At 61.0% G+C, this 22,320-nt stretch carries 17 protein-coding genes and 2 pseudogenes; 6 read left to right on the top strand and 13 right to left on the bottom strand.

The window, feature by feature from the left end; genetic code table 11:
* The first annotated feature begins 496 nt into the window (after nt 1-496).
* Nucleotides 497-1,804: an O-antigen ligase family protein gene (locus OKW38_RS34205; RefSeq protein WP_429365098.1), complete on the top strand. Its 1,308-nt coding sequence runs from the start codon at nt 497-499 to the stop codon at nt 1,802-1,804.
* Here OKW38_RS34205 and OKW38_RS34200 read toward each other — a convergent pair.
* The 6 genes from OKW38_RS34200 to OKW38_RS34175 all read right to left on the bottom strand — a co-directional run bounded on the left by OKW38_RS34200 (nt 1,780) and on the right by OKW38_RS34175 (nt 10,407).
* On the bottom strand, nt 1,780-2,970 hold the full coding sequence (locus tag OKW38_RS34200; protein WP_184039594.1) for a glycosyltransferase family 4 protein: 1,191 nt from the start codon (nt 2,968-2,970) through the stop codon (nt 1,780-1,782). The two genes, OKW38_RS34205 and OKW38_RS34200, sit on opposite strands and share 25 nt — an antisense overlap.
* Before the next feature lie 51 nt (nt 2,971-3,021).
* Nucleotides 3,022-4,338 carry a lipopolysaccharide biosynthesis protein gene (locus tag OKW38_RS34195; RefSeq protein WP_429365097.1) on the bottom strand — a complete coding sequence of 439 codons (1,317 nt, stop codon included), beginning with the start codon at nt 4,336-4,338 and terminating at the stop codon, nt 3,022-3,024.
* 16 nt (nt 4,339-4,354) lie between these two features.
* Entirely contained in the window at nt 4,355-5,365 is a 1,011-nt protein-coding gene (locus OKW38_RS34190; RefSeq protein ID WP_429365096.1) for a glycosyltransferase family 2 protein, read from the bottom strand.
* Nucleotides 5,366-5,434: 69 nt separating this feature from the next.
* Nucleotides 5,435-6,892, bottom strand: coding sequence for a hypothetical protein (locus OKW38_RS34185; RefSeq protein WP_429365095.1), 1,458 nt, complete (start codon nt 6,890-6,892; stop codon nt 5,435-5,437).
* Between the two features lie 18 nt (nt 6,893-6,910).
* Nucleotides 6,911-8,026 carry a glycosyltransferase family 4 protein gene (locus OKW38_RS34180; protein ID WP_184067466.1) on the bottom strand — a complete coding sequence of 372 codons (1,116 nt, stop codon included), beginning with the start codon at nt 8,024-8,026 and terminating at the stop codon, nt 6,911-6,913.
* Nucleotides 8,027-8,085: 59 nt separating this feature from the next.
* Nucleotides 8,086-10,407 carry a polysaccharide biosynthesis tyrosine autokinase gene (locus OKW38_RS34175; protein WP_429365094.1) on the bottom strand — a complete coding sequence of 774 codons (2,322 nt, stop codon included), beginning with the start codon at nt 10,405-10,407 and terminating at the stop codon, nt 8,086-8,088.
* A gap of 808 nt (nt 10,408-11,215) precedes the next feature.
* On the opposite strand from OKW38_RS34175, the gene OKW38_RS34170 reads away from it, so the two are divergent.
* A complete protein-coding gene (locus OKW38_RS34170) occupies nt 11,216-12,148 on the top strand; it encodes a GlxA family transcriptional regulator (RefSeq protein WP_429334293.1) in 933 nt (310 codons plus the stop codon).
* 58 nt (nt 12,149-12,206) lie between these two features.
* Nucleotides 12,207-13,224, top strand: a pseudogene (locus tag OKW38_RS34165) (ATP-grasp fold amidoligase family protein).
* A gap of 152 nt (nt 13,225-13,376) precedes the next feature.
* Here the strand turns inward: OKW38_RS34165 and OKW38_RS34160 are convergent.
* From OKW38_RS34160 to OKW38_RS34140, 5 genes and pseudogenes are all read right to left on the bottom strand, one after another.
* On the bottom strand, nt 13,377-14,084 hold the full coding sequence (locus OKW38_RS34160; RefSeq protein WP_429365093.1) for a substrate-binding domain-containing protein: 708 nt from the start codon (nt 14,082-14,084) through the stop codon (nt 13,377-13,379).
* Nucleotides 14,085-14,098: 14 nt separating this feature from the next.
* Nucleotides 14,099-14,782 carry a 4-carboxy-4-hydroxy-2-oxoadipate aldolase/oxaloacetate decarboxylase gene (gene ligK / locus OKW38_RS34155; RefSeq protein ID WP_429365092.1) on the bottom strand — a complete coding sequence of 228 codons (684 nt, stop codon included), beginning with the start codon at nt 14,780-14,782 and terminating at the stop codon, nt 14,099-14,101.
* A 2-nt stretch (nt 14,783-14,784) separates the two neighbouring features.
* Nucleotides 14,785-15,810 carry an amidohydrolase family protein gene (locus OKW38_RS34150; protein WP_429365091.1) on the bottom strand — a complete coding sequence of 342 codons (1,026 nt, stop codon included), beginning with the start codon at nt 15,808-15,810 and terminating at the stop codon, nt 14,785-14,787.
* Between the two features lie 71 nt (nt 15,811-15,881).
* Nucleotides 15,882-16,619 (bottom strand): annotated as a pseudogene (locus OKW38_RS34145) (MFS transporter); the annotation flags it as partial.
* Nucleotides 16,620-17,045: 426 nt separating this feature from the next.
* The gene (locus OKW38_RS34140) at nt 17,046-17,192 is read right to left on the bottom strand and encodes a hypothetical protein (protein ID WP_429365090.1); all 147 of its coding nucleotides are present in this window, start codon (nt 17,190-17,192) and stop codon (nt 17,046-17,048) included.
* Nucleotides 17,193-17,411: 219 nt separating this feature from the next.
* Between OKW38_RS34140 and OKW38_RS34135 the strand changes: the two genes are divergently transcribed.
* The 3 genes from OKW38_RS34135 to OKW38_RS34125 all read left to right on the top strand — a co-directional run bounded on the left by OKW38_RS34135 (nt 17,412) and on the right by OKW38_RS34125 (nt 19,412).
* The gene (locus OKW38_RS34135; protein ID WP_429365089.1) at nt 17,412-17,993 is read left to right on the top strand and encodes a cytochrome b/b6 domain-containing protein; all 582 of its coding nucleotides are present in this window, start codon (nt 17,412-17,414) and stop codon (nt 17,991-17,993) included.
* A gap of 3 nt (nt 17,994-17,996) precedes the next feature.
* A complete protein-coding gene (locus tag OKW38_RS34130; protein WP_090809160.1) occupies nt 17,997-18,791 on the top strand; it encodes a molybdopterin-dependent oxidoreductase in 795 nt (264 codons plus the stop codon).
* A 219-nt stretch (nt 18,792-19,010) separates the two neighbouring features.
* Entirely contained in the window at nt 19,011-19,412 is a 402-nt protein-coding gene (locus OKW38_RS34125) for a DUF3597 domain-containing protein (RefSeq protein ID WP_090809158.1), read from the top strand.
* Nucleotides 19,413-19,684: 272 nt separating this feature from the next.
* Here the strand turns inward: OKW38_RS34125 and OKW38_RS34120 are convergent, their stop codons facing one another.
* On the bottom strand, nt 19,685-19,957 hold the full coding sequence (locus OKW38_RS34120) for a hypothetical protein (RefSeq protein ID WP_013091148.1): 273 nt from the start codon (nt 19,955-19,957) through the stop codon (nt 19,685-19,687).
* Nucleotides 19,958-20,286: 329 nt separating this feature from the next.
* Entirely contained in the window at nt 20,287-21,987 is a 1,701-nt protein-coding gene (locus tag OKW38_RS34115) for a Na/Pi cotransporter family protein (RefSeq protein ID WP_429334300.1), read from the bottom strand.
* Nucleotides 21,988-22,320: the final 333 nt, after the last annotated feature.

The raw sequence follows: 22,320 nt of genomic DNA, 5'->3' as shown, positions 1-22,320 counted from the left end.
TGCGCGTCAAACGGACCAGACCAGTAGTTCAGTTCGCAGTGAAAGATGCATGCGCCTACAGCGAATCCGGCTCGATCGGGAAGGACGGAAACTGACTGGCCGAATCGCAATGGTCTGCTCGACAACGACGACCGGAAAACGATTGAAACAAAAGATCGAATGCGGCAAACGACCTGCATCGGATCTAGTCGACATCGTGCCCCGATGAATTCATCATAGTGAGACCGCATTGCGACGCAGCCCATCTGGCGCGAAGCGCGGAAGTTTTGGCGGTGCTCGCGGACTTGATTTAACAAGCTTGCGAACGAGCTTGCACTTCTATTGCAGGGCGCACGATTGGAAATAAGCAGCGACACGTGCTACCGTTTAATGAACGTCCCGTGGCATTCATCCCCGCGCGGCCCACACTGTGAGTTTTCCGCTGTTCCAATCTCGCCATCATCCAGCGCATGGGCACAACCCCAACCGGCGCGCCATTCGTTTTTCTGGAGTTGCAATGGCCTATATTTCGCTAGTCGCACTTTTCCTGACGGTCACGAATTTCGTGCCCATCAGTGCGATCGGCTTTGTCCCGTTGCTATTGCTGGCATGGCGCTTTTACGGCCGCAGTTATCCCGCGTTCATCGCGCCGCTTACCGCTTTCACGGTGCTCGCGACGGTCTCGACGCTGCTCTATGATCCGCAGTCGTTCCTCGAGTTCGACTTTTATCGGCGCGACGGCAATTTTTTCATTTCCTATGCGCCCATTTTTGCCGGTTTCGTGTATGCGCACCGCTGGGATCTGCACAAGGTACTGCGTGCGCTGTTCATTTTCGCGGTCGTCGTCAATCTGCCGATGTACGTCTACTACATCGCCACGAACGGGCTGTTCAGCATCTTCGTTAATCCGGCCGACAGTTTCGGCAGCTACTTCATTGCGCGCAACGCAGCCGGCGGCTTCCTGGCGATGCTGTTCTGTCTCGGCGTAGCGTGCTACCTGCAAAAACGCAGCAAGCTGCTGATCGCGCTGCTCGCCTGCAATGTGCTGATGCTGTTTTCGACCTACAGCCGCGGCTCGCTGCTTGGCGCGGCGGCCGTTCTGCCCTATCTGTACTTTGGCCGCAAGCGCTGGATTCTCGGCACGCTGATAGCCGTGCTGCTGCTAGCCTCGGTCGCCGTCGCGATCTACCATACCCAGCCGAACGTCGACTACATGGGCTATACGTTCGCGATTCACGCCAATGACGCCAAGGTCAACAACCTCGACATTCGCTACGAGTGGTTGTGGCCGCGAGCGCTCGCGTATTTCGTGCAAAGCCCGCTCGTCGGTCTCGGCTTCGGCTCCTTCGACGACCACATCGGCAGCCTCACCTCGTACTTCCATCTGTTCGCGGTGCCGTCCGACATAGTGATCGAGCACAGCGACTCGCACGCTCACAACTCGTATCTGAATATCCTCGCCGAGCTCGGCGTAGTGGGCTTGACGCTGATCCTCGCGTTCTTCTGGAGACTGATCGAGTGGAGCAGGCAGGGGGCGGCGTATGCCGCGTTGGTCGAGGGCGGCCGCCAGTTCGCGGCGTTCCGCTTCGTGGAGATTTCGTCGGTTTGCCTGCTGGTGATGTCGGCAACCGAGCATCGGCTCGTTTCGCCGTCGAATGTATTGATTCTTTCTCTGGTGATCTCGCTGCTGCTAGCCGCGCGTCCGCTGGCGGCCACCGCATTCAGGCCCGGCCCGCGCGCAGCGCGCAAGGCGGGCAACGTGGGCACGCGAGCTGCGCAGCCCGTGCCCCAGCGCCCGACTCAGGGCGTAACGTCGGCAAGATGACGTTCTTCGGCCGGCAGCGACTGACTCGGCGCATAGGGAAGAAACTGTTCGACGCACGCATACGGAAGCCGCGCGTCGACGAAGCCCATCAGGGCCTTCTTGAAGTTCTCCGACGAAAACCGCTCGGCATTCTTGCGGCACACGCGTGCGTCGAATAGGGCTGCGTTGCTCTCGAACCGGGTAACGGCTTCGAGCAACGACGCGGTGCTTTGCTCACCGAAGAAAACCCCGGTGGGTCGCTCGAGCGGCAATCCCACCACCGATTCAAGCGCGCCACCGCGGCCGAAGGCGATCACCGGCGTGCCGCATGCCTGCGCTTCGACCACCGAAATGCCGAAGTCTTCTTCCGCCGCGAACACGAACGCGCGCGCGCGCCGCAAATGATCGACCAGCACATCGGACGGCTGATGCCCGAGAATCTGGACGTTGTCGCCGGCCACCGCTTTGATCTTCTTCATCTCGGGACCGTCGCCGATCACGACCAGCTTGCGTTCAGGCGTTTGCGAAAAGGCCTGAACGATCAGATCGATACGCTTATAAGGCACCATCCGCGACGCCGTCACGTAGAAATCCTCTTTCTCCGTACCAATAGGCATGTTCACCAGATCGACCGGCGGATAGATCACGGTCGATTCGCGCTGATAGGCCTTTCTGATACGCCGCGCAATGAACTGAGAATTCGCGACGAGATGATCGACGCCGTTCGCGGAGCGCGAATCCCAGCCTCGAATGTAATGAAGCAGCACGCGCGCCAACGCGGAGCGCAGCCCTGTGTCGAGATGGGATTCACGCAGGTACTGATGTTGCAGATCCCACGCATAGCGGATCGGCGAATGAATGTAGCTGATATGCATCTGGTTCGGCCCGGTCAACACGCCTTTCGCGACCGCGTGCGAACTCGAAATGACGAGATCGTAGCCTGACAGATCCACCTGCTCGATCGCAATCGGCATCAACGGTAGATAGGCGCGGTATCGTCTTCGCGCAAACGGCATCTTCTGGATGAATGACGTGTTGACGGACTTCCCCTTCACGCAATCGCGGTCTTCGAGAAAATCGACAATCGAAAAGACGTCCGCATCCGGGAAGCACTCGATGATGTTCTTCAATACTTTCTCGGCGCCGCCGGACACTACCAGCCAATCGTGAACAATAGCGACTTTCACTTCGACCTCCTGTGACAATCCACCCAAACTCCCACACACTCACGCGCCACTTCAATCGTCCTTTGCGCCGCCCGCCTGCGTACTCAGCCCGCACACCACCCGCACCCGCTCGAGCGCACGTTCGGCGCCGGGCAACAGCCCGACCAGCTCGAGGCGAATCAACACGCTGAGCAGCGTCACCGACAGCGCCGCTTCGCCGATCACCCGAGCAGAGGCCATGCCGATCGCGCCAAAACGCGGCGCGAGAACGAGCGCCGCTGTGAGATTGACCAGCGCCGAGGCGACGCCGGCAATCGCGAGCACCCGGTCTCTCCTGCGCGGCACGAATACATAGAGCGCGACGAACTCGTTGAAAGCCGCGAACGGGAACATCCATGCAAACACCTGCAACACGTGCACGCTCGGCTCGAACGCGGCGCCGAGAATCAGCGGCAACACGAAAGGCGACAGCGTCAACGCGCCGCACAGCACGAGCACGCCATAGCCGAGCAGCAAGATGGCGCCGCGCCGCGTCGTGACATGCGCGCCCGCCTTGTCGCCCTGCGCGAGTTGCCGGCTTATCGTCGGAATAAAGACTTGCGCCGCGGGGGCCATCAGGCTGAGTCCGATCGTCGCGAAACGCTCGGCCGCGCCGAAATAGCCCACCTCCGCGGGCGTCGAGAACAAGGTCAGCAAATACGTCGACGATGCCGTCAGCACGACGGAGCCGGACGAATAGCAGAACAGCATCGTCGACCGGCGCACGAGCGGCAGGACGCCGGCAAACGCCAGACGCGGCCAGCCGAGTTGCCACGTCGTCAAACCGTAGGCAATGATCAAGGACGCCATACCCGCAATCAGCAAACTCGCCAACACCCATACGGCATCGTTCGGTCCTTTGACGAGAGTCAGCACCAGCACGAGACTCAGCGCGAAGCCGAACACTTCGATCATGATCGGCGTTCGAATGTGTTGCCGCCCCTGAAACAGCCAGCCGAGATTGCATGCCGACACGATACCTAGCAAGGTCGCGAGCAGGCCGATCAGCGGCCGCTCCGACAGTAACGGTGAACAGAACGTCGCAATGATGCCGATGCCCGCGCCGATCACGGCGAGTGTCAGCCGCGCGCTGACATGCAGCGAATAGATCGCATTGCATTCCTGGGTCGACTGCGCTTTCGCCACCTCGCGCATGCCGACGAAGGTAAAGCCGAAGCCGACGAGCATCCATATCACGTTCATCAGCGACATCGACGCGAGTACCCGGCCGTATTCGGCCACGCCGAGCACCCGGCCATAGAACGGCACGACGATCATGAGGTACACGTACCTCATGAAATAACCGGCGTAAACAAATACGATCAGGTTGGCGCTCGTTCGTCTATCCATGCCGTCCTCCTTCGCCTCAGCGTCTTGCGACGCGACGGCGCGCGAGCGGGTTCGCGATATAACGCACCGCGAAATCCGACAGCGGCGAATAAGGCACGAGACACAGGCTCGACAGTACGAGCGTGCCGAGCTTCTTCTTCAGGCTCCAGAACGGATTTGCAATGATCGTGTGCAGATAGTTGCGCGAATCGAGGATCATCCAATGCCAACGCCGGAACAGGGTCGCGCGATAAACGGAAGAGCAGAATGTCGCTTTCTCGTGTGAGAAGTCGAGAAATGTTGCCGGTAGTTCTATGTCGAGCCGATCTTTGGCGATATTGCGCAGAATGGCCCAGCGCATGTTGAACGCGCGCGGTGCTTTCGTCAGTTGTTCCGAGTTCGCGAACGACACCGTTTCACTGCCCGCGTTATGCACCCGGTAGCCGCCTAGCGACTTCGACACGGTAGCGATCGGTCCAGCCAGCGCGACGCCATAGATCGCATAAAAGTCCGCGCCATAGCGATTCACGCCCTCTTCGGGAACCGGGAAGATCTGCTTGAGCGCGCTCACCCGGTAAGCATTGCCAGACGCGGGCGGGGACGGATAGAGCCACCCGCCGCGCAGCAGCCTGCCGCAGTCGTGTGGCGGCTCGCTATTCGGCACATAGGCGCCCGTCAATGCGCCTTTGTTGTCCATCACGTCGAGCCGGAATTGCACCTTGGCCCACTCGCCGTCCTCGAAAAAGCGCATGACTTCGGTAACCGCGGATGGGTACAGCACGTCATCGGAATCGAGAAGGATCACATACTCGGTGGTGAGCGACGTGATCGCATAGTTGTAGGCGGATACTTGCCCGCCGTTTTTCTTGCACAACGTCAGTACGCGATCGCCATAGCTTTCGATGATCGCGCGCGAACCGTCGGTCGAGCCATCGTCGACGACCATGACGGTGGTCGCCGGATAATCCTGCGCGAGCGCCGAGTCGATCGCCGCGGCCAGATAGTGCTCGTAGTTGTAGTTGCAAATCGCAATGGTGACCTGCTTCATGATGTGTCAACGCTATCCGTCAGGTTCGATCCGCCGGCTCCCGGCGGTCGTCATGCTCGCGAAATATCGCTATGCCACTGCCTGCGTCACACGACGCACCACGAGATAAGCCAGATGTTTGGGCGGATTATTACCAGCGCCGTTCACCTGGTCGGGTACCTTGAATCGCACGTTCATCAAATCGTCGTCCCAACTCGATGCAACCTTGTCCCGTGCGCTCGCCTCGCCGCTCAGCGCATCGATGAAATCGACCTGCACCGCGTGGGAGCGCAGCGGCTGCAGCCCGCCGATGGAAATATTCTGCCAGCCCGCGCTGCTGCTCACCTGCATCACGAGGTCGTTGCCGGAAAACAAGGCATTCGCAGCAACACCCGGACCGCATTGCAGCGGCTTCGAAAAACTCGCCAGATGCCCACCCGCTGTTTGATGCAACACGACCAAGCTTCGACCGGAAACGTTGTAGGTTCGTTCAGGCGGGCCGGGATGCGTGAGACGAAAAGGTTCATAGCCGTCCCAGTGATAGATCATCGACAGGTACTTGTTCGGGTCGTCCCAATTCCTGCCGAGCGCCCACACCGCGAAGTCGAAGAAATAACGCGGCAAATAGTGCGGGTCTTTCATGTACTCGTTGCCGATCTCCGTTTGCCAGATGCCGCGCGCGGGACCGTTCTTCACATATCGCTGGTACAGCGATTCCATATCGGCAACCGGCAAGTAGTGCGTGTCGACGTAGTCGACCCAATCGAGCATGCGCTCTTTCAAGACCGGACTGCGATATTCGAGCCAGCGGTGGAAGTTATCGAGGCCGCCCTGGTCCGGCCAGCCGCCATACACTACATATGCGCGATAACTGCGAATGATGCGGGCCGCCGGAATATGAATCCGCTCGACGTAATCCTGCATTGCGCGTTCGTACGGTTTCGAGCGTTTTTCGTCCTTGCTGAACTCCGGGCCGTGCCAGAACACGGACTGAGGCAAGCCGCCGGACAATTTGCCGGCCGCCTCGTTCCAGACCTGGAAATAGCGCAGGTTATAAGGCGGCGCCGAATACTTGCGCACCACCGCGTCGACATACTGCTTCCACGCATCCACGTCGACGGGTGCCGAATTGCTGTCGCCCGGCACAGTCGCATTCCATCTCGGCGTATAGCCGAGCATCAACAGCGAACCGATTCCATTGCGTTCGTTTCGCAACAGTGCCGACGGCAGATCGATATCGAACGCCGAGCTCGTTTTGTCGATGCGCATCGCCTCGCCGGGCCGATCAGGTTGACCAGGGCCGACCGTGTCACGGCCCCAGCTAATGCCCATCGCTCGCCACATCTCGATGTCGGCTTCCGATCCGGCCCAGCCGTTCGTGCCGATCAGATCGGTCATCATGCGGGCGCGCGCGTTCGCGGGCGCTGGGTCCGGTACCAATGCGAGAGCGGGCCTGAGAGTCGACAACGGCGCGGCCGCACCCGCCGCCAACGCGGCGAGTGTGCGCAATGCACGTCTTCTGCCAGCACGGGTCTTCATGCGATCCATGTTCGTGCCCACCCATCGCTAGCTCGCGGACGCGCGCGGCGTCAGTTCGGGCAGCCGCTCGCCAGTCTTGACATCGAGGATTTCGAGCACCGTTTGCGCCGCGCGCTCCCAGCGAAACTCGCGCGCATGCAGCAGCCCCGCGCTGCGATAACGTTGGCGAAGATCGGCGTCGCTCATCATCTGCGCGATCTTTGCGGCGATGTCGTCCGCGGAGGTCGCGTCGCAGTACATTGCGGCATCGCCGCATGCTTCGGGTATCGACGTGCGCGCCGACGCGATCACCGGACAGCCGCAATACATCGCTTCCAGAGGCGGCAGGCCGAAACCTTCGTATAACGACGGAAACACGAGGCAGCCAGCGCTCTCGTACAGTGCCTTCAACTCCGCGTCCGACACGAAACCTGCCCACACGACCTGCCGCGAATGCACAGGATGCTCGACGCCTGCACCGCTGAAGATGCGCGGATACTGTTTTCCCACGATGACGAATTTGACGTCGCGCAGATGCCCGAGCCGCACGATCGCATCGAGCACACCGCGCAGATTCTTGCGCGGATCGAGACTGCCGACGATCACGCAATAGGCGTCCTTGTTCAATTCGAGCCGTTGCAGCACCGAGGGGTCGGCAACGATCCGGTCGAAATGATCCGCGCCGGGCGCCACCACTTTCACACGCGATTCGTCGATTTTCAGGTGATGGCAGATACGCATTTTCGAAAACGTCGAGACCGTCAGAACGATCGGATGCGTGCGCGGCAAGAGCGCGAAACAGATGCGATACCAGAGCCGGAATTTCCTCGAAAAGCCCTGCGGCACGTCAAAGACGGCCATGTCGTGAACCATCACGACCTGACTGTGCTTGAACAGCGGGTTCGTATTGCACAGACTCAGCAGCGTGATGCCGCGGGCGGCGACTGGCAGCGTGATCTGCTCCCACAGCGTGCCGCGCAGCCACGGAAAGCGCCGTTGCGGTTTGAGCAGCGCCCCCGGCTCGACGGCGTTTTGCGGCACGAACACTTCCGGTTCATCACCGGGCGCGGCGCGCATCTGCATGGCCCGCGTCAGCTCATACGCAACGCGTTGAACCCCCGTGATGGACTGAGAAGTAAACTTTCCGTTGATTGCAAAGGCCATCTGGTTCTCCGTTTTACGCCATCGCGAACGCGCTTTACCGCGTTGGGGTCTCCACACGCTCAGGCGCCTCGCGGCGCTTGCTGTCCGACGTCGTTTTCGCCGAAATCGCTGGCATAGTTCGTTTCGTAGCCATAGTTCTTCGTGCTTCGACGCAGCGGAATGCCGTTGAACACCGCGCCCGCGATGCGCCCTTCCGCGCGTTCCACCTTTCTGAGCGTGTCGGCGATCTCCTCCTCGCTTTGCATGCCCGAGCGCAGCACGAGCAGAGATGCGCCCGCCTCGTTCGCGACGATCGAGGCGTCGGTGACCGCGAGGAAAGGCGGCGTATCGATGATCACCAGATCGAACTGGCTCGACAGCCGCTCGAGCACATCCTTCAGGTGCGGCCTCATCAGCAGCGCGGCGGGGTTCTCCGGGCGCACGCCGCATGACAGGAACGTCAATCCGTCGATGCGGGTCGAGCGCAGCGCATTGCGGAGCGGCAGGCGTTCGGACAGTACTTCGGAAAGGCCTCCACGATTGCTCTCGTTGAATAGCGAGGCGAGATGACCGCGTCGCATGTCGGCATCGATCAGCACCACCCGTGAGCCGATTTCAGCGTGCAGGATCGCCAGATTCGCGGCGACGAAGCTCTTGCCGGCCGAGGGCGTGGGCCCGATGATCATCACGATGTTGTTGCGTGCATGCGCGAGATCGCGCGTGACGGCGGTCCGTACGCTGCGCAGCGCTTCGACCGACGTGTCGTGTGGAAAGCGCGCGGCGAGAATCCTGTTCTGGACGCCGGAATCGAACTGAATCTCGTGCAGACTCTTCTGCATCGGCGGATGGCCGCGCCCGGCTGCTGCCGGCAGCGATTTGCGCCCCGCGGTCGCATCGCGGTCGAGCAGCAGTTGCTGATGGCTGAACAGAATCTCGCCAAACACCGGCACGCTCATCTGGCGCTCGACATAGCGCGGGTCGGTCACGCCGATCATCACGTGGCGGCGCATGAAGACCAACACGACGCCGGACACGATACCGAGCACCAATCCGCCGCCGAGCACGAGAATCGGCTGTGGCATGACCGGCATATGCGGTCTGATCGCGCGATCGAGAATATGCGCGCCGCCCGTCGTGCTGGCGCGGCGAACCTGCAATTGCTCGGCCTTCTGCACCATGCCGAGATACACCGTTTCCGCGACCTTCTGCGCGCGGATCAGATCGACGCTCGCGCGTTCCGACGCGGGCATGCCGTTGAAATGGTCGGAGAATTTCGCTTTCGCTTCTTTCAATTGCGCCAGTTGCTCGTCGACGTTCTGCACCCAGCGGCTCTGTCCCGTATAGCGCTCGAGCATTTGCGTGCGCTGCAATTGCAGCGCCGCGATCTGCTTGTCGAGATCGAGGCCGCCCTGCAAATAGGCTTGCGCCTCGTTGGTCGGCTGCATCGATTGCGAGCGCGAGCGGAAGTTCTTCAGCGCTTCCTCGGCTTTTCGCAATTCGCCGAGTAGACGCGGGAGTTCGCCGTCAATAAACGCGAGCGTCTGCGTGTCGTTCGCTTGCCGGCTCGCCACCGCGGATGCGAGGTATTGCTCTCCCAATGCATTGGCGACGGCCGCGGCTTTGTCCGGACTCTTGTCGCGGTACTGGATTTGCATCAGCCCGGAGTCTTTCACCTTGTCGCCAATCTTGACGAGACTGGTGAAGCGCTTGATGGCATCGAGCTCATTCCAGCGGATCACCTCGAACTTCGTACCCGGCCGCGCATCGAGTTCTTTCACGAGCATCGACACGCCGTTCTGCTTGAGCGGCATGCCGACCGTGCCTCTCGCCAGCAACTCGCCGGACGGGCCGTGCAATTCGAAGGCGCCATTGTCGAGCGCGGTCAAGGTCAGCTTCTCTTCCTCGAGTTCGCGCGGCACGTCGAGCGCGGCGATCTGCACACGCTCGCCGCCCCATGCAAACGATTTCAGCCCGAGCCACGGCGCCGCGGGCTGTCCCGGTGTAGCGAATTTTTCGGCGATGTCGCCGAGAACCGGAAGCTTGTGCGGCTTCACCGAAATGTCGAAACGGAACTGGTCCATCACCGGCTGCAAAACTGCACGGCTTTCCATGACCGCCATTTCGGTTACCGACGACGGCGTCGGTGGCGGCAACAGTTCCTGGTTCTGCAACGCGAGTCCGAGGGCATTTGGCTCGGGTGGGTCCACGCGAATGATTACGTCAGCGGAATAGATAGGCGTGGCAATCAGGAGATACGCGACCGCGAACGTGAGGACGACGACCGTCGTCACCACGATCTCCCAGATGTGGTCGCGCATTAGCGTGAGCATCGCGCGGGCACTGAGTTGTCTACGCTCGGTATCAACAGCGGGATAGAGCGAGTTTTGCGGATAGTAATCCACCGGTCTGATCCTTGCAGGTTGATGAAACAAAACGATCGGCGATCGCTTTGCGTCGCCACGTCGCTATTTATGCCGCCGGCCGGATAGACCCTCGATTGGCTGGCAGCACGGCGAAGCGACGTGCTGTGTCGGGTTAGGTCGGGGAGCCGTGTTCGGGACCTCTCGAACCACGGAAGGCTACACACCTATTGCTTATCCACCGCGGTATTGCCGATTGTTCTTCTCACGAATCAGCAAATGCGAAGCCCGCCATTCACGTAATCCGCGATTGACAATTTCTCTCTCGATGTTGCGCTGAAGCATAGTCCGCAAAGGATCGAGGCATTCGCCGGCGGCCCAAAGTAGGGTGCTATTGGCCGATAATGCGGAGCCCTTTACAAATGAAAAGAAGCCAGAAAGGCTTGTTGCGATCTGCAATTGCTGTAACAGAGTAATACGACAGGCATCGTACATCGCGACAGAACGCCAATTGCACGGCTCAAGTGCCAGGAATGCCCTTGTTATCCCGCAAATCGCGCCGAATCCAAGCCACTCGGCGCATTCCGCCGATGCCCCAGCATGTCGCTTGCAAGAATCGCGCTAATTGATCGGGAAAAAAATTCCGTGCAACGTTAATTAGTAGCACGCATTTCTGCGAATAGCGAGGTAAGAATTTCTTGAATCCTGACGATTACGCCAAAACACCCACGCATGCCGGCCAAGCTCGTCTCGCCCAAATCGATGCGCTAATCTCAATGCGTAGATTTTCCTGACTGGAGAAGCTCGCGTCATGAAGCACATTGGTCTATTCGTCTTTCAGGATTGTTCGATGGCAAGTACCGGCGCGATCGGCGACGCGTTCCGGCTTGCCAATGAGTTCAAGAGAACGGCTGGCGAAGAGGCGCCATACCGGTTTACCGTGGTGTCCGACGGCGGCGGTCTGGTGACCAGTTCGTCCGGCATATCGATCTGGACGCAAGGCCTCGAACGCTACTGCCTCGCGGATTTCCACGCGCTCTTCGTGGCCTGCCGCGACGTCACCGAAGTCGCGGAATCCAACGACCGCTTTCTGTCGTGGATCTCGCTGCAAGGATCGATTGCATCTTTCGGCATGCAACAGGGTGCAAATCTCGCGGTCGTCTGCAACGATCCGCTGCAATCGATCGTGCCGATTTTTCTGTTCGACGACAGCGGCGACGCCGCGCGCACGCAAAGCAATGTGACGCCGACCGATCTCGCGCTCGCGCAGATCGAACGCGACATCAATACCGACACTGCCCGCAAGATCGGCCGCATCCTGCAAAACGGCTACGCCGAGAAAAGCCGCTCCGAGTTCGACGACGTCAACATCACGACGACGACGGAGAAGATTCGCGAATCGGCGCGCTGGATCAAGGAAAACTACAGCAAGGCTATTTCGGTTGCGCAGGCGGCCGAATCGGTGGCGATGAGCAAGCGCAATTTCCAGCGCCGCTTCAAATGCGAGTTCGGCATGACGCCGCTCGAATATCTGCTGCGCACACGCTTCGAGATCGTTCGCTCGATGCTGAAGAACACCGATCTGCCGGTCGACAAGATTGCGCGCCGCTGCGGAATGGGCGACGGTAATCGGCTTGGGCGGCTATTCAAGGAGCGCTATGGCATGTCGCCGACGCAATTCCGCGCGCAACAGCATGTGGATGCGGAGGAACGCTGGCTAACGCCGGAGGAAAGCTGGAGTGCCGCGACCGAGATGTTGCGGCAAGCGCCGCTGGCGCTTTGATTTCAATTCCCGTTACTCCGAGGACGACTCGTCGACTCGACCGCAAAGGGATTAGAACATGACGATCATCAAATCCGCCGAGCTGGCCGCGCAGGATGCGGCCGTCGCGCCGAAAAACATGGCCTCCCTACACTCCGGTGACAGTGCTCTGGCCGCGCCCTGCGGGCAGCCGGGCTTGCACACCGGTGCGCATGCGGCGCACGGGCAATCGCCATCTACCGCGAGAAAAATCAAGGAAGCGGCGAAAACGCTATTGCCGGACGCCCTTTTCCTAAGCCTGTTACATCACAAATGCATTGGCCGCTATCCGAACCTGATTCGTCCGGTGACGTTCAATGAGAAGATCCTGCAGCGCAATCTTCATCCTGATCCGCGCTATATCGACCTGACCGACAAGCTTCTGGTGCGGGAATATATTGCCCGGAAAATCGGCGACAAGCATTTGATACCGCTGATCGCAGCGCCCGATGCATTCACGCCCGAAGTGTTCGACGCACTGCCGGATGCTTTCGTCATGAAAGCCAATCACGGCAGCAGCTACGTCGAAAGTGGTGAGAAACAAATCAGAGACCTCGTTCGAGAAGCTGAAGAAGCTCGCCGACCAATGGTTGCGCGCCGAATTCTATTACGTTGGGCGCGAGCGGCACTATCGGACGATCGAGCCGCGCGTTTTCTTCGAGCAGTTGCTGCTCGATCGGCGCGGCCAGATTCCGGCGGATTTCAAAATGCACTGCTTTGGCGGCCGTCCTGGCGGGCCGATCATCTATATCCTCGTGATCTCGGATCGATTCGGCGACGCGACGCACGGCGACGTGTACGACGCCGACTGGAATCACCTCGATATCGCAATCGGCGACTACAAGCGCAGCGCGTTGCCCGCTCCGCGCCCGCCGCATCTACAGGCCGTGCTCGATGTCGCGGCCCGTCTGTGCGAAGACTTCGACTATGTGCGCGTCGACCTGTATGCGCCGGACGACCTCGTTTATTTCGGCGAACTTACATTTACGCCCGGCGCGGGCGTGCTGCCCTTCACGCCGGACAGTATCGATTACGAGTGGGGCAAGCTGCTGGCTTGAATCCGCTTTCATTCGTAGCGTTTTGCCTCCTCCATCCGATCGGGCGTGCCGGTCGGCGCTGTCAGCGTTTCGAAGCCGAGCATGCGCTCGCGCAAAGAGATGGAGGCGGAAAAGGCAAGGACACAAGCCTGGGCGGCGAGCGCCGCCCGCCATCAAGCCGGCGACATGCCGTTTTGCAGCTTTGCGCCGTCGGCCTCGCGCGAGGCCAGAAACGCCAGCAACGCCTGGGCTGCTTCACGCTGGCGCGCCACCGTGCAGATCGCGGCGGTGAAAGTCGTGGTGGACCGGGTGGCGGCCGGAAGCTCGCCGAGCACGTCGATGCCCGCCACGTGAATCAATTCGCTCATCTGCTGAAAGCCGAGCGCGACTTCTCCGCGCGCGACGAGCGTGCCGACCGGCACACCCGGCGGCGCCTTCACGATACGCGAAGCGATCTGCCCGCCAATGCCCCAGCGTTCGAACAGCTTCAGTAGATGCGTGCCGCTCGGCCCCGTCGAGTAACCGATGCTGCGCGCTTCGAGAATCGCGTCGCGCAGCGCTGCTTCGGACGCGATGTCCGGGTGCGTTTCTCCGGCCGCGACCGCGACCGCGATGCCCGAGCGCGCGAGCCCGACGCGGCTCGCCGCCTCGACACAACCCGTCACCACGAGCCGCTCGATCGCGTCGGCGGCAAGCACGACGATGTCGAAGACTTCGCCATCCTCGACCCGGCGCGCCGCATCGACGCCGCCGACCGATTCGATGGCGACGCCCTGCCCCGTGCGCCGCTCGTAGAACGCGGCGAGTCCGGCCAGCACCTGGCGCATGGCCATCGACGAAATGCCGGTGATCGGCGCGCGCGTGGCTTGATCGTTGATCATTGCGACCACGCCTGTCAGTCCTTGTAACGCAGTCCGGCCTGCTCGAGCGGCCCGCGCATGTTGTACATGTCGAGACCGAGCACCCCAGAGGCGAGTTTCGCGCGCTTCCCGGCTTCATTGGCCTCGCGCGCCGCAGCCTTGTCGAGCACGGCTTGCGCGGCGGCCGCCGGCACCACGACCACGCCGTCCTCATCGGCAACGACGACGTCGCCCGGTGTGACCAACGCACCCGCGCACACGACCGGAATGTTCACCGAGCCGAGCGTCGCCTTGACCGTGCCTTTCGCGGAAATCGCCTTGCTCCAGACCGGGAAGTTCATTTTGCTCAGCACGCTGACGTCGCGCACGCCGGCGTCGATGATCAACGCATGAGCGCCGCGCGCCTTGAAGCTCGTGGCCAGCAGATCGCCGAAGTAACCGTCGGTGCTCTGTGCGGTGACGCCCGCGACGACGACGTCGCCCGGCCGGATCTGTTCGGCCGCGACGTGCAGCATCCAGTTATCGCCCGGTTGCAGCAGCACCGTGACGGCCGTGCCGCTCGCGCGCGCGCCGGTATAGATCGGGCGCATATACGGTTGGAGCAGGCCCGTGCGGCCCATCGCTTCATGCACGGTGGCCGAACCGAGCGCGCCGAGTTTCGCTGCCACCTCCGCATCCGCGCGCTGGATGTTGCGATAGACGACTCCGATTTCATACATGATCACAGCCCCTTCGTTTTCAGCAACGCGTCGAGACGCGGATAGACGCGCCGCGCGTTACCTTCGTAGATCTTGTAGCGCTGCTCCGGATTCATATCCGCGGCTTCGACGTAGCGCTTCGTGTCGTCGAAATAGTGACCGGTTTCCGGATCGACGCCGCGCACCGCGCCGATCATTTCGCTCGCGAACAGGATGTTGTCCACGGGAATCACGCGCGTGAGCAGGTCGATACCCGGCTGATGATAGACACAGGTGTCGAAGAACACGTTGTTCAGCAGATGGTCTTTCAGCAAGGGCTTTTTCAGTTCCTGCGCGAGGCCGCGGAAACGACCCCAGTGATACGGCACCGCACCGCCGCCGTGCGGAATCACGAAACGCAGCGTCGGGAAATCGCGAAACAGGTCCGAGGTCAGGCATTGCATGAACGCGGTGGTATCCGCATTCAGGTAGTGCGACCCGGTGGTGTGGAAGCACGCGTTGCAGCTCGTGCTCACGTGAATCATTGCGGGAATGTCGTACTCGACCATCTTCTCGTAGATCGGATACCAGGAACGGTCCGACAACGGCGGGCTGGTCCAGTGGCCGCCCGACGGATCGGGATTCAGGTTGATCGCGACATTGCCGTACTGCTCGACGCATTTGACGAGTTCAGGAATACAGGTGGCCGGATCGACACCCGGACTTTGCGGCAGCATCGCGGCCGGCACGAAGTTCTCGGGAAACAGCCGGCTCACGCGATAGCACAGTTCGTTGCAGATCGCGGCCCACGTGCTCGAGATTTCGAAGTCGCCGATGTGGTGCGCCATGAAGCTCGCGCGGGGACTGAAGATCGTCAGATCGAGGCCGCGCTCGCGCATCAGTTTCAACTGGTTGTTTTCGATCGACTCGCGCAGCTCGTCGTCGCTGATCTGCAATTCCGACCCCTTCGGCATCCCGGAAGGACCGTTGATGCCTGCGATCTGGCGGTTACGCCACGTCTCCAACGCTTTCGGCGCGGTGGTGTAGTGTCCGTGAATGTCGATGATCACCGTGATTCCTCAGTAGATGAATTTATCCAGCGGCGCCCGCGAAACGCACGCGCGCCGCGTTGCCTCACGCCTCAATGCGCGATATTCGGCTGCGCCACCGTTTCGGCGCCGGCCACACGCTGGCTCACCAGGATGGCGATAGCGGCGAGTGTGGCGGGGATCGCGAGCATCGCCAGGATCGCGCCGAACTGCCAGCCGAAGCCGAGCAGCGCGCCGCCTATCGCCGAGCCGAAGATGCTGCCGAAGCGGCCCATGCCGAGCATCCAGCTCACACCAGTCGCACGCGCAACGGTCGGGTAGCGGCCGGGTGCAAATGCGTTCAGACCGGTTTGCGCGCCGCTCATGCAGAAGCCCGCGGCAAACACCAGCAATGCGAGCGACGAAGACAGCGCGCCGATGTGGCCGAGCCCGAGCACGCACAGTGCGCCGCCGATATACGCAGCGCTGATGACCGGCGCCGGACGTGCCTTGTCCATGAGCCAGCCGACGAGGATCGCGCCGATCGTGCCGCCGATCTGGAACATCGCCGTGACGTTGGCCGCGGTCGTGACCGACAGACCCGCATCCTTCATCAGCGTCGGCAGCCAGCCGGTCAGCAGATAGATCACGAGCAGGCCCATGAAATACGTGACCCACAGCGCGATCGTCATCGAGCCATAGCCTTGCGAGAACAGCACGCCGATCGGCTTGCGCGTCGGCAGCGGCGGTTCGTTCGAGACGAACACTTCATTGCCCGCGAAGTGCGCGCCGCACACCCGGCCAAGCACCTTGCCGATACGCTGCGCGGGCGCGCCGCGCACCGCGAGCATGGGCTCCTACACGGCTTACTCAAATAACTGGCATGAAGGTACGTTTCGTCCTTCGCGGGCCAAAGCGCGGGTTAACCATTGGGTCGATGCGAGTATCCGCATTCTCAGCGTTCCGCATAGCATCGGCGAAGCCCGTCCGATTCGCGCAAAGCCCCGCTGGACAAGCGTTCAAGCCAGAGCCACGGCCCTTCGAAGCGGGCTTTCCGAACGCCTGCCGGTGCACACCCCGATAAACAGAACAGATGAAGCGGGAATGAACTCGCATAGAACGGCAGTGAGACGCCCCGCTTTTCCGATCAACATGGATGCGCCGCGCTGGTAGCGGATTTGCCCCGCGCAAAAAGAGCACAAAAAAAAGCGGCATGACCGTGCTATGGCCATTCCGCTTCGGGATGAGCCGCCCTCGCGAGACCGGCTGGTACTGAATTACCGTTGTGCGCTACCCGGCTCAGGGTGCTGCGACACCCCTTCCGCGCTGCAACCTTCGAGCCAGCGTCCGTCCGTAGTCTGGAATGTCGTATGCTGCGTTTCCCATGCGGCGGGACGGCCTTCCTGCGCGATGTGCATCGTCATTGAAAGTCGATAGCAAGAACGAAAAGATTTCAGACACGACGGAATAACCGTCGATCGATCGCGATACCGCTTCGGGCGCAATGCCAGTCAGACGCTCGCAGCGTACCTCGTCGCCCGATCCTGCCTGCGGCCCCATACCGGCGCCGACGGCATCCCGTTGACGGCTTCCGCGGCACCGGAATGATTGTCAACGAGCATGGAGTGGTCTTGAGGCACAACATGGTTCAACCCGGATGGGTGCGAATTACGCACTGGATCAATGCCGTCGCGGTCGTGCTGATGGTAATGAGCGGCTGGCAGATCTACGACGCGTCGCCGATCTTTCCCGCAATTGAGTTTCCACCTTCGATCACGCTTGGCGGCTGGCTCGCCGGCGCGCTGCAATGGCATTTCGCAGTGGTGTGGCTGCTGGTCGCCAATTTCATCGTCTATCTGGCGCTGAATCTGGCGACCGGACGCTTTCGACGCAAGCTGCTGCCTGTCCGGCCGAAACAGTTGGTCGTCGATCTGCTCGCTGCGCTGAGCGGGCGCCTGAAACACGACGACCTCGCGCACTACAACTCGGTGCAAAAGCTCGCCTATCTCGTCGTGATCGCCGACATCCTGCTGATCGTGTTGTCGGGGCTCGCCATTTGGAAGTCGGTGCAGTTCCCACTGCTGCGCACGCTGATGGGCGGATATGACAACGCGCGCGTGGTGCACTTCATGTGTATGAGCGTCCTGGTGGCGTTTTTCGTCATTCACCTCGCGATGGTTGCGCTCGTGCCCCGCTCGCTGCTGTTGATGCTACGCGGACGGTAAATCATGACGATCCGAAAACGAACCGCGCAACAAGGCACCTTCCTCGCGACGCATGGCGAATCGATCATTCGCGATGCTCAGCGCGAACTCAAATCGCCTGCGCGCCGGCTGTTCGGCCGGCGGCTGCTGACGTTAGGCGGCATCGCGCTGCTATCCGGTTGCGATCTGACCGACGACAAGGCGGTGAATACCGCGCTGCGCCGCATCTCGTTCTTCAACGACGACGTGCAGGCACTGCTGTTCGATCCGAACAAGCTGGCACCCACGTATCCGGCATCGATGATCACACGGCCGTTTCCGTTCAATGCGTTCTATGGCGTCGACGAGGTGCCCGAGATCGATGCCGCGACCTACCGTCTGCAGGTCAGCGGCCTCGCGCACGGCAAGCGTACGTGGACGCTCGACGAACTGCGCGCGCTGCCGCAGGAAAGCCAGATCACGCGTCTTATCTGTGTCGAAGGATGGAGCGCGATCGGTCGCTGGGGCGGCGTGCGCTTTTCCGAATTCCTGCGCCGCGCGGGCGCGGACACGAGTGCAAAGTACGTGTCGCTTCATTGCGCGGACTACAACTACTGGACGAGCATCGACATGCCGACCGCGCTCCACCCGCAGACGCTGCTCACGCTGACTTACGACGGTGACGTGCTGCCGCCGAAGTATGGTTTCCCGATGAGGCTGCGTGTGCCGACCAAGCTCGGCTTCAAGAATCCCAAGCATGTCGTCGCTATCGAAATCACGAACCAGTATCCGGGCGGCTATTGGGAGAACCAGGGCTACAACTGGTTCAGCGGCTCGTGACGCAATGATGTTTTGCTCGTTCCATCAACCACGCACAGCGTCATGTTGACGTGACGCGGGCTAAGTCGTGCCAGGATCATTGCGCGCGAACCAATACGAGCAGTCGACGGGTTGACAAAATATTACGTTTTTCACTGTGGTAGATCGCGTAGCATAGTGGGGGTATGTCCTGCGAGCGCCCCCACTCGCATTCGTCATTCAACCGCGGAGATTTCGGAAATGAGTATTTTTGGTGACATCGTGCACAAGCTGTTCGGCAAAGCGAAGCCGGACCAACCTCCCCCCGCGACGGAACCCACCCCCGACCCGGCCGCCGCGCAAGCCGCGACGCCCAGCGCTCCCGCCGCGCCCGCGCCGCTGACCGACGTCGACGTGGCCGCCGTGATGGATCAACTCGTCAGCGAAAGCGGACAGACGTTGAACTGGCGTACGTCGATTGTCGACACGATGAAGGCACTCGGCGTCGACAGCAGTCTCGAACACCGCAAGCAACTTGCGCAGGAATTGAAGTACAGCGGGGACATGAACGACTCCGCGAGCATGAACATCTGGCTGCACAAGCAGGTGATGCAGGCGCTCGCGGCAAACGGCGGCAAGCTGCCGCCCGATCTGGCAAGTTAAGCAGGACGAAGCAGGCGTTTCGCAGTAAGCGAGGCGCAGTGGAAGTCGCGCAGTAAAAATCACGCAGTAAAAATCACGCAGTAAAAATCAAACCCTCAGTCCAGGTTGCCCGGTCGAAGCACGAAACCGGGCAACCGGACACTTCTCCGCTCGGCAATCAATGCTCGCACAATCGACTATCGAGAGCGCGCACTGCCCGCGACAGCACGATTGCCATCAGCCCACGTATCGAAACGCGGGTGACGGAACACATTGCGATGGAATAGACGCGGCTATTGCGCCGCGGTGAGCTTGAGTCCCGGCCGCAACGGCTGGGGAGGCTCCAGAGGAGCCTTGCGTTCGTCCGATACCTGTTCGATTCCCTTTCTCGTGACTTCTTCGAGGAAGGTCAGGCGAGCCCGATAGTAATCGGCACGCAGCTGTGCGTCGAGCACGAGCTGTTCGGCCTGAAACAGTTCCATGCGCAAGTTGTTCAGCGCGCGTTCGGCCTGTTTCTCGGGAGTAGGAGCATGTTGTGAAGCCCAGTTAGCAAGCCACCTTATCATGGTGAAGCCCTCCTTGAGTTCAATGCTCTGCTGCGACAAAGGCTATCAAATTATGGATGCGGCGTGTGTTAAATCGCTTCAGGCGTTGCTTATTGTGCGAGCTACCGTGGGTCGTCGCACGATCGACTTCACCGCCGCGCCTTGACTACTGATACCACAACACGCGCGAGGCGAAAAAAGCCCGCACAGCAAAGGCGGGCAATCCCACTCTCTTTGAAAGCGTGTCACGAGGATGACACGCCACAAGTTTAGAGCTCGTGCAACCCCAACGTCCGTGTGCTGGCGATCACTTTGCGCGAATATATCGATCTCCAATCATGCGTCGCGCGTTATTGCAGCTCTTGAAGCGCTGCCACATTTTTCGCAATGGCCCGCGCGAACTGCGCGATCTGCCGGCCCTGCTCGATCAGATCCATGGCGATCCGGAACGTGACCACGTCCGCCTTGTCCGCCAGTTGAAGCTTCGCGAGCACGACCTGACGCGCGGTCGCGGCGAGCTTGTCGATGCCGGCCTTCGCGTCGACGACCTTCGCGACCTCTTCCGGATCGCTCGTCGCAATCGTGCGGATCGCCTGCTCGAGATTGCGGATCACCGCCTCGGAAAACTGCGTGGTCGCCGCATCGCGCAGACGCAGCAGATCGATCTGCTGCGTCATTCGTTGTTGTCCGACCGTCATCAGCGTCATGCCGACAATGCCGCTGATGCTCTCCAGATGACTCGTGACCTGCGTATAGCCGACCACCTGCTGACCTTCTTCCTCCGAGTGCTGCCGCTGCGACAGGCGGCCGATATATTGAAGAATCTCGAAGGCCAGCCGGTCGCTTTCCTTGTCCTGATCGAGCATCTGATTGATCTCTTCCATCGTGCCGGTCGACACCATTTGCGAGCCGCGTTGCACAACGTCGAGCACCTGCGCGCCGAGCCGGGTCAGCTCGATACGCACGCGTTGCAGTGCAAGCGCCGGCACCGCCAGCGACGTCTCGTCGAGATACTGCGGATCACCCGCGGGTTTGGCGGCCTTCGCGCGCTTCGGCACGACCAGTTGCGCGAGCCGCGCGATCGGACCGGCAAACCAGATCAGCAGCAGCGTGTTCGCCACGCTGAACAGCGTATGCACATTGGCTACCTGACGCGGCGCTTCGGCAGCGAGGCGCGCAAGCCCTTGCAGTTCCGGATGCGACGGCGATATCCAGCGCACGACCTCCGCCATCTGCGGAATCAGGAAGAGCGCAATCACGACGCCGAGCACATTGAAGATCAGATGCACGACGCCGACCTGCAACGCTTCCGGTGGCTTGCCGATCGAGGCGAGCAGTGCCGTGCCGCAGGTGCCGACATTCGCGCCGAGAATCAGCGTGATGGCGGCTTCGAGCGGCATCAAGCCCTGGCCGCTCAACGCAATCACGACCGCGAGCGTCGCCGCCGAGCTTTGCACAACCGCGGTGAAGACCGCCCCCACGATGACGCCGACGAGCGGATTGCGCATGTCCTGCATCGCGTCGATGAACGGCTGATAGGTGCGCAGCGGATGCGTGGACTCGCCCATCAGCTGGATGCCCATGAACAGCAGTCCTAGCCCCATTACGACGCGTCCGATCTGCCGCAGCAGCTCGCGCGGGGCAAACGCGTGCAGCACGAAGCCGATCGACAGCATGTACGGCGTCAGACGCGAAACGTCGAAGGCGATGATCTGCGCGGTGATGGTCGAGCCGATGTTCGCGCCCATGATCATCGGCACCGCCTGGGTCAACGTCATCAGGCCGGCGGACACGAAACCGACCATCAGCACCGTCGTGATGGTCGACGAATTCAGCAGCGCGGTCACGACGGCGCCCGCCACCACGCCGCGAAACCGGCTTGCGGTCAGCACGCCGATCAGCGACTGCAGTTTCGATCCCGCGATCGCCTTCAGGCCGCCGGTCAAGAACTCCAGACCGAGAAGAAACAGCGCGAGGCCGCCAATCAACAGCCCGAAGATCCCAAGGAAGTTCAACCTGTCGGGATCGATGTCAGCAAGATAGTCAGCCATCCTGATGCGCCTCTGATGATCACACGAATAGAGCGGGAGCGAGGGACGGCTTCGCGCCCCGCATCGACGACCGTGCAGGCAGCCTGCCGCACGGTGTCCGGGGCAGGTACTTAAGGCTAAGGGTAAGAGGAAGACGGCGCGCAGGCAAGGACGGGAGGGCGGCCGGCAGTCTCGAGCGCCCCCGGAGTTCGCAAAGCATGCAACCCGCAATCGACGTAATTCATTGCCCCGTCAAGCAACGATTCCACCCCTGATTTGGCAGTTAACCCGTAGGTGAAAATGCCCATCGTCCCAGCCATTGGCCGCTGCCAATAATAGGTCCATCCTCCAATC

It is taken from the genome of Paraburkholderia sp. MM5496-R1 (genome assembly GCF_050436205.1).
In the GTDB taxonomy this organism is placed as follows: domain Bacteria; phylum Pseudomonadota; class Gammaproteobacteria; order Burkholderiales; family Burkholderiaceae; genus Paraburkholderia; species Paraburkholderia tuberum.
Note: the sequence above shows the minus strand (reverse complement) of the source record. Positions and strands in the feature narration are given on the sequence as shown.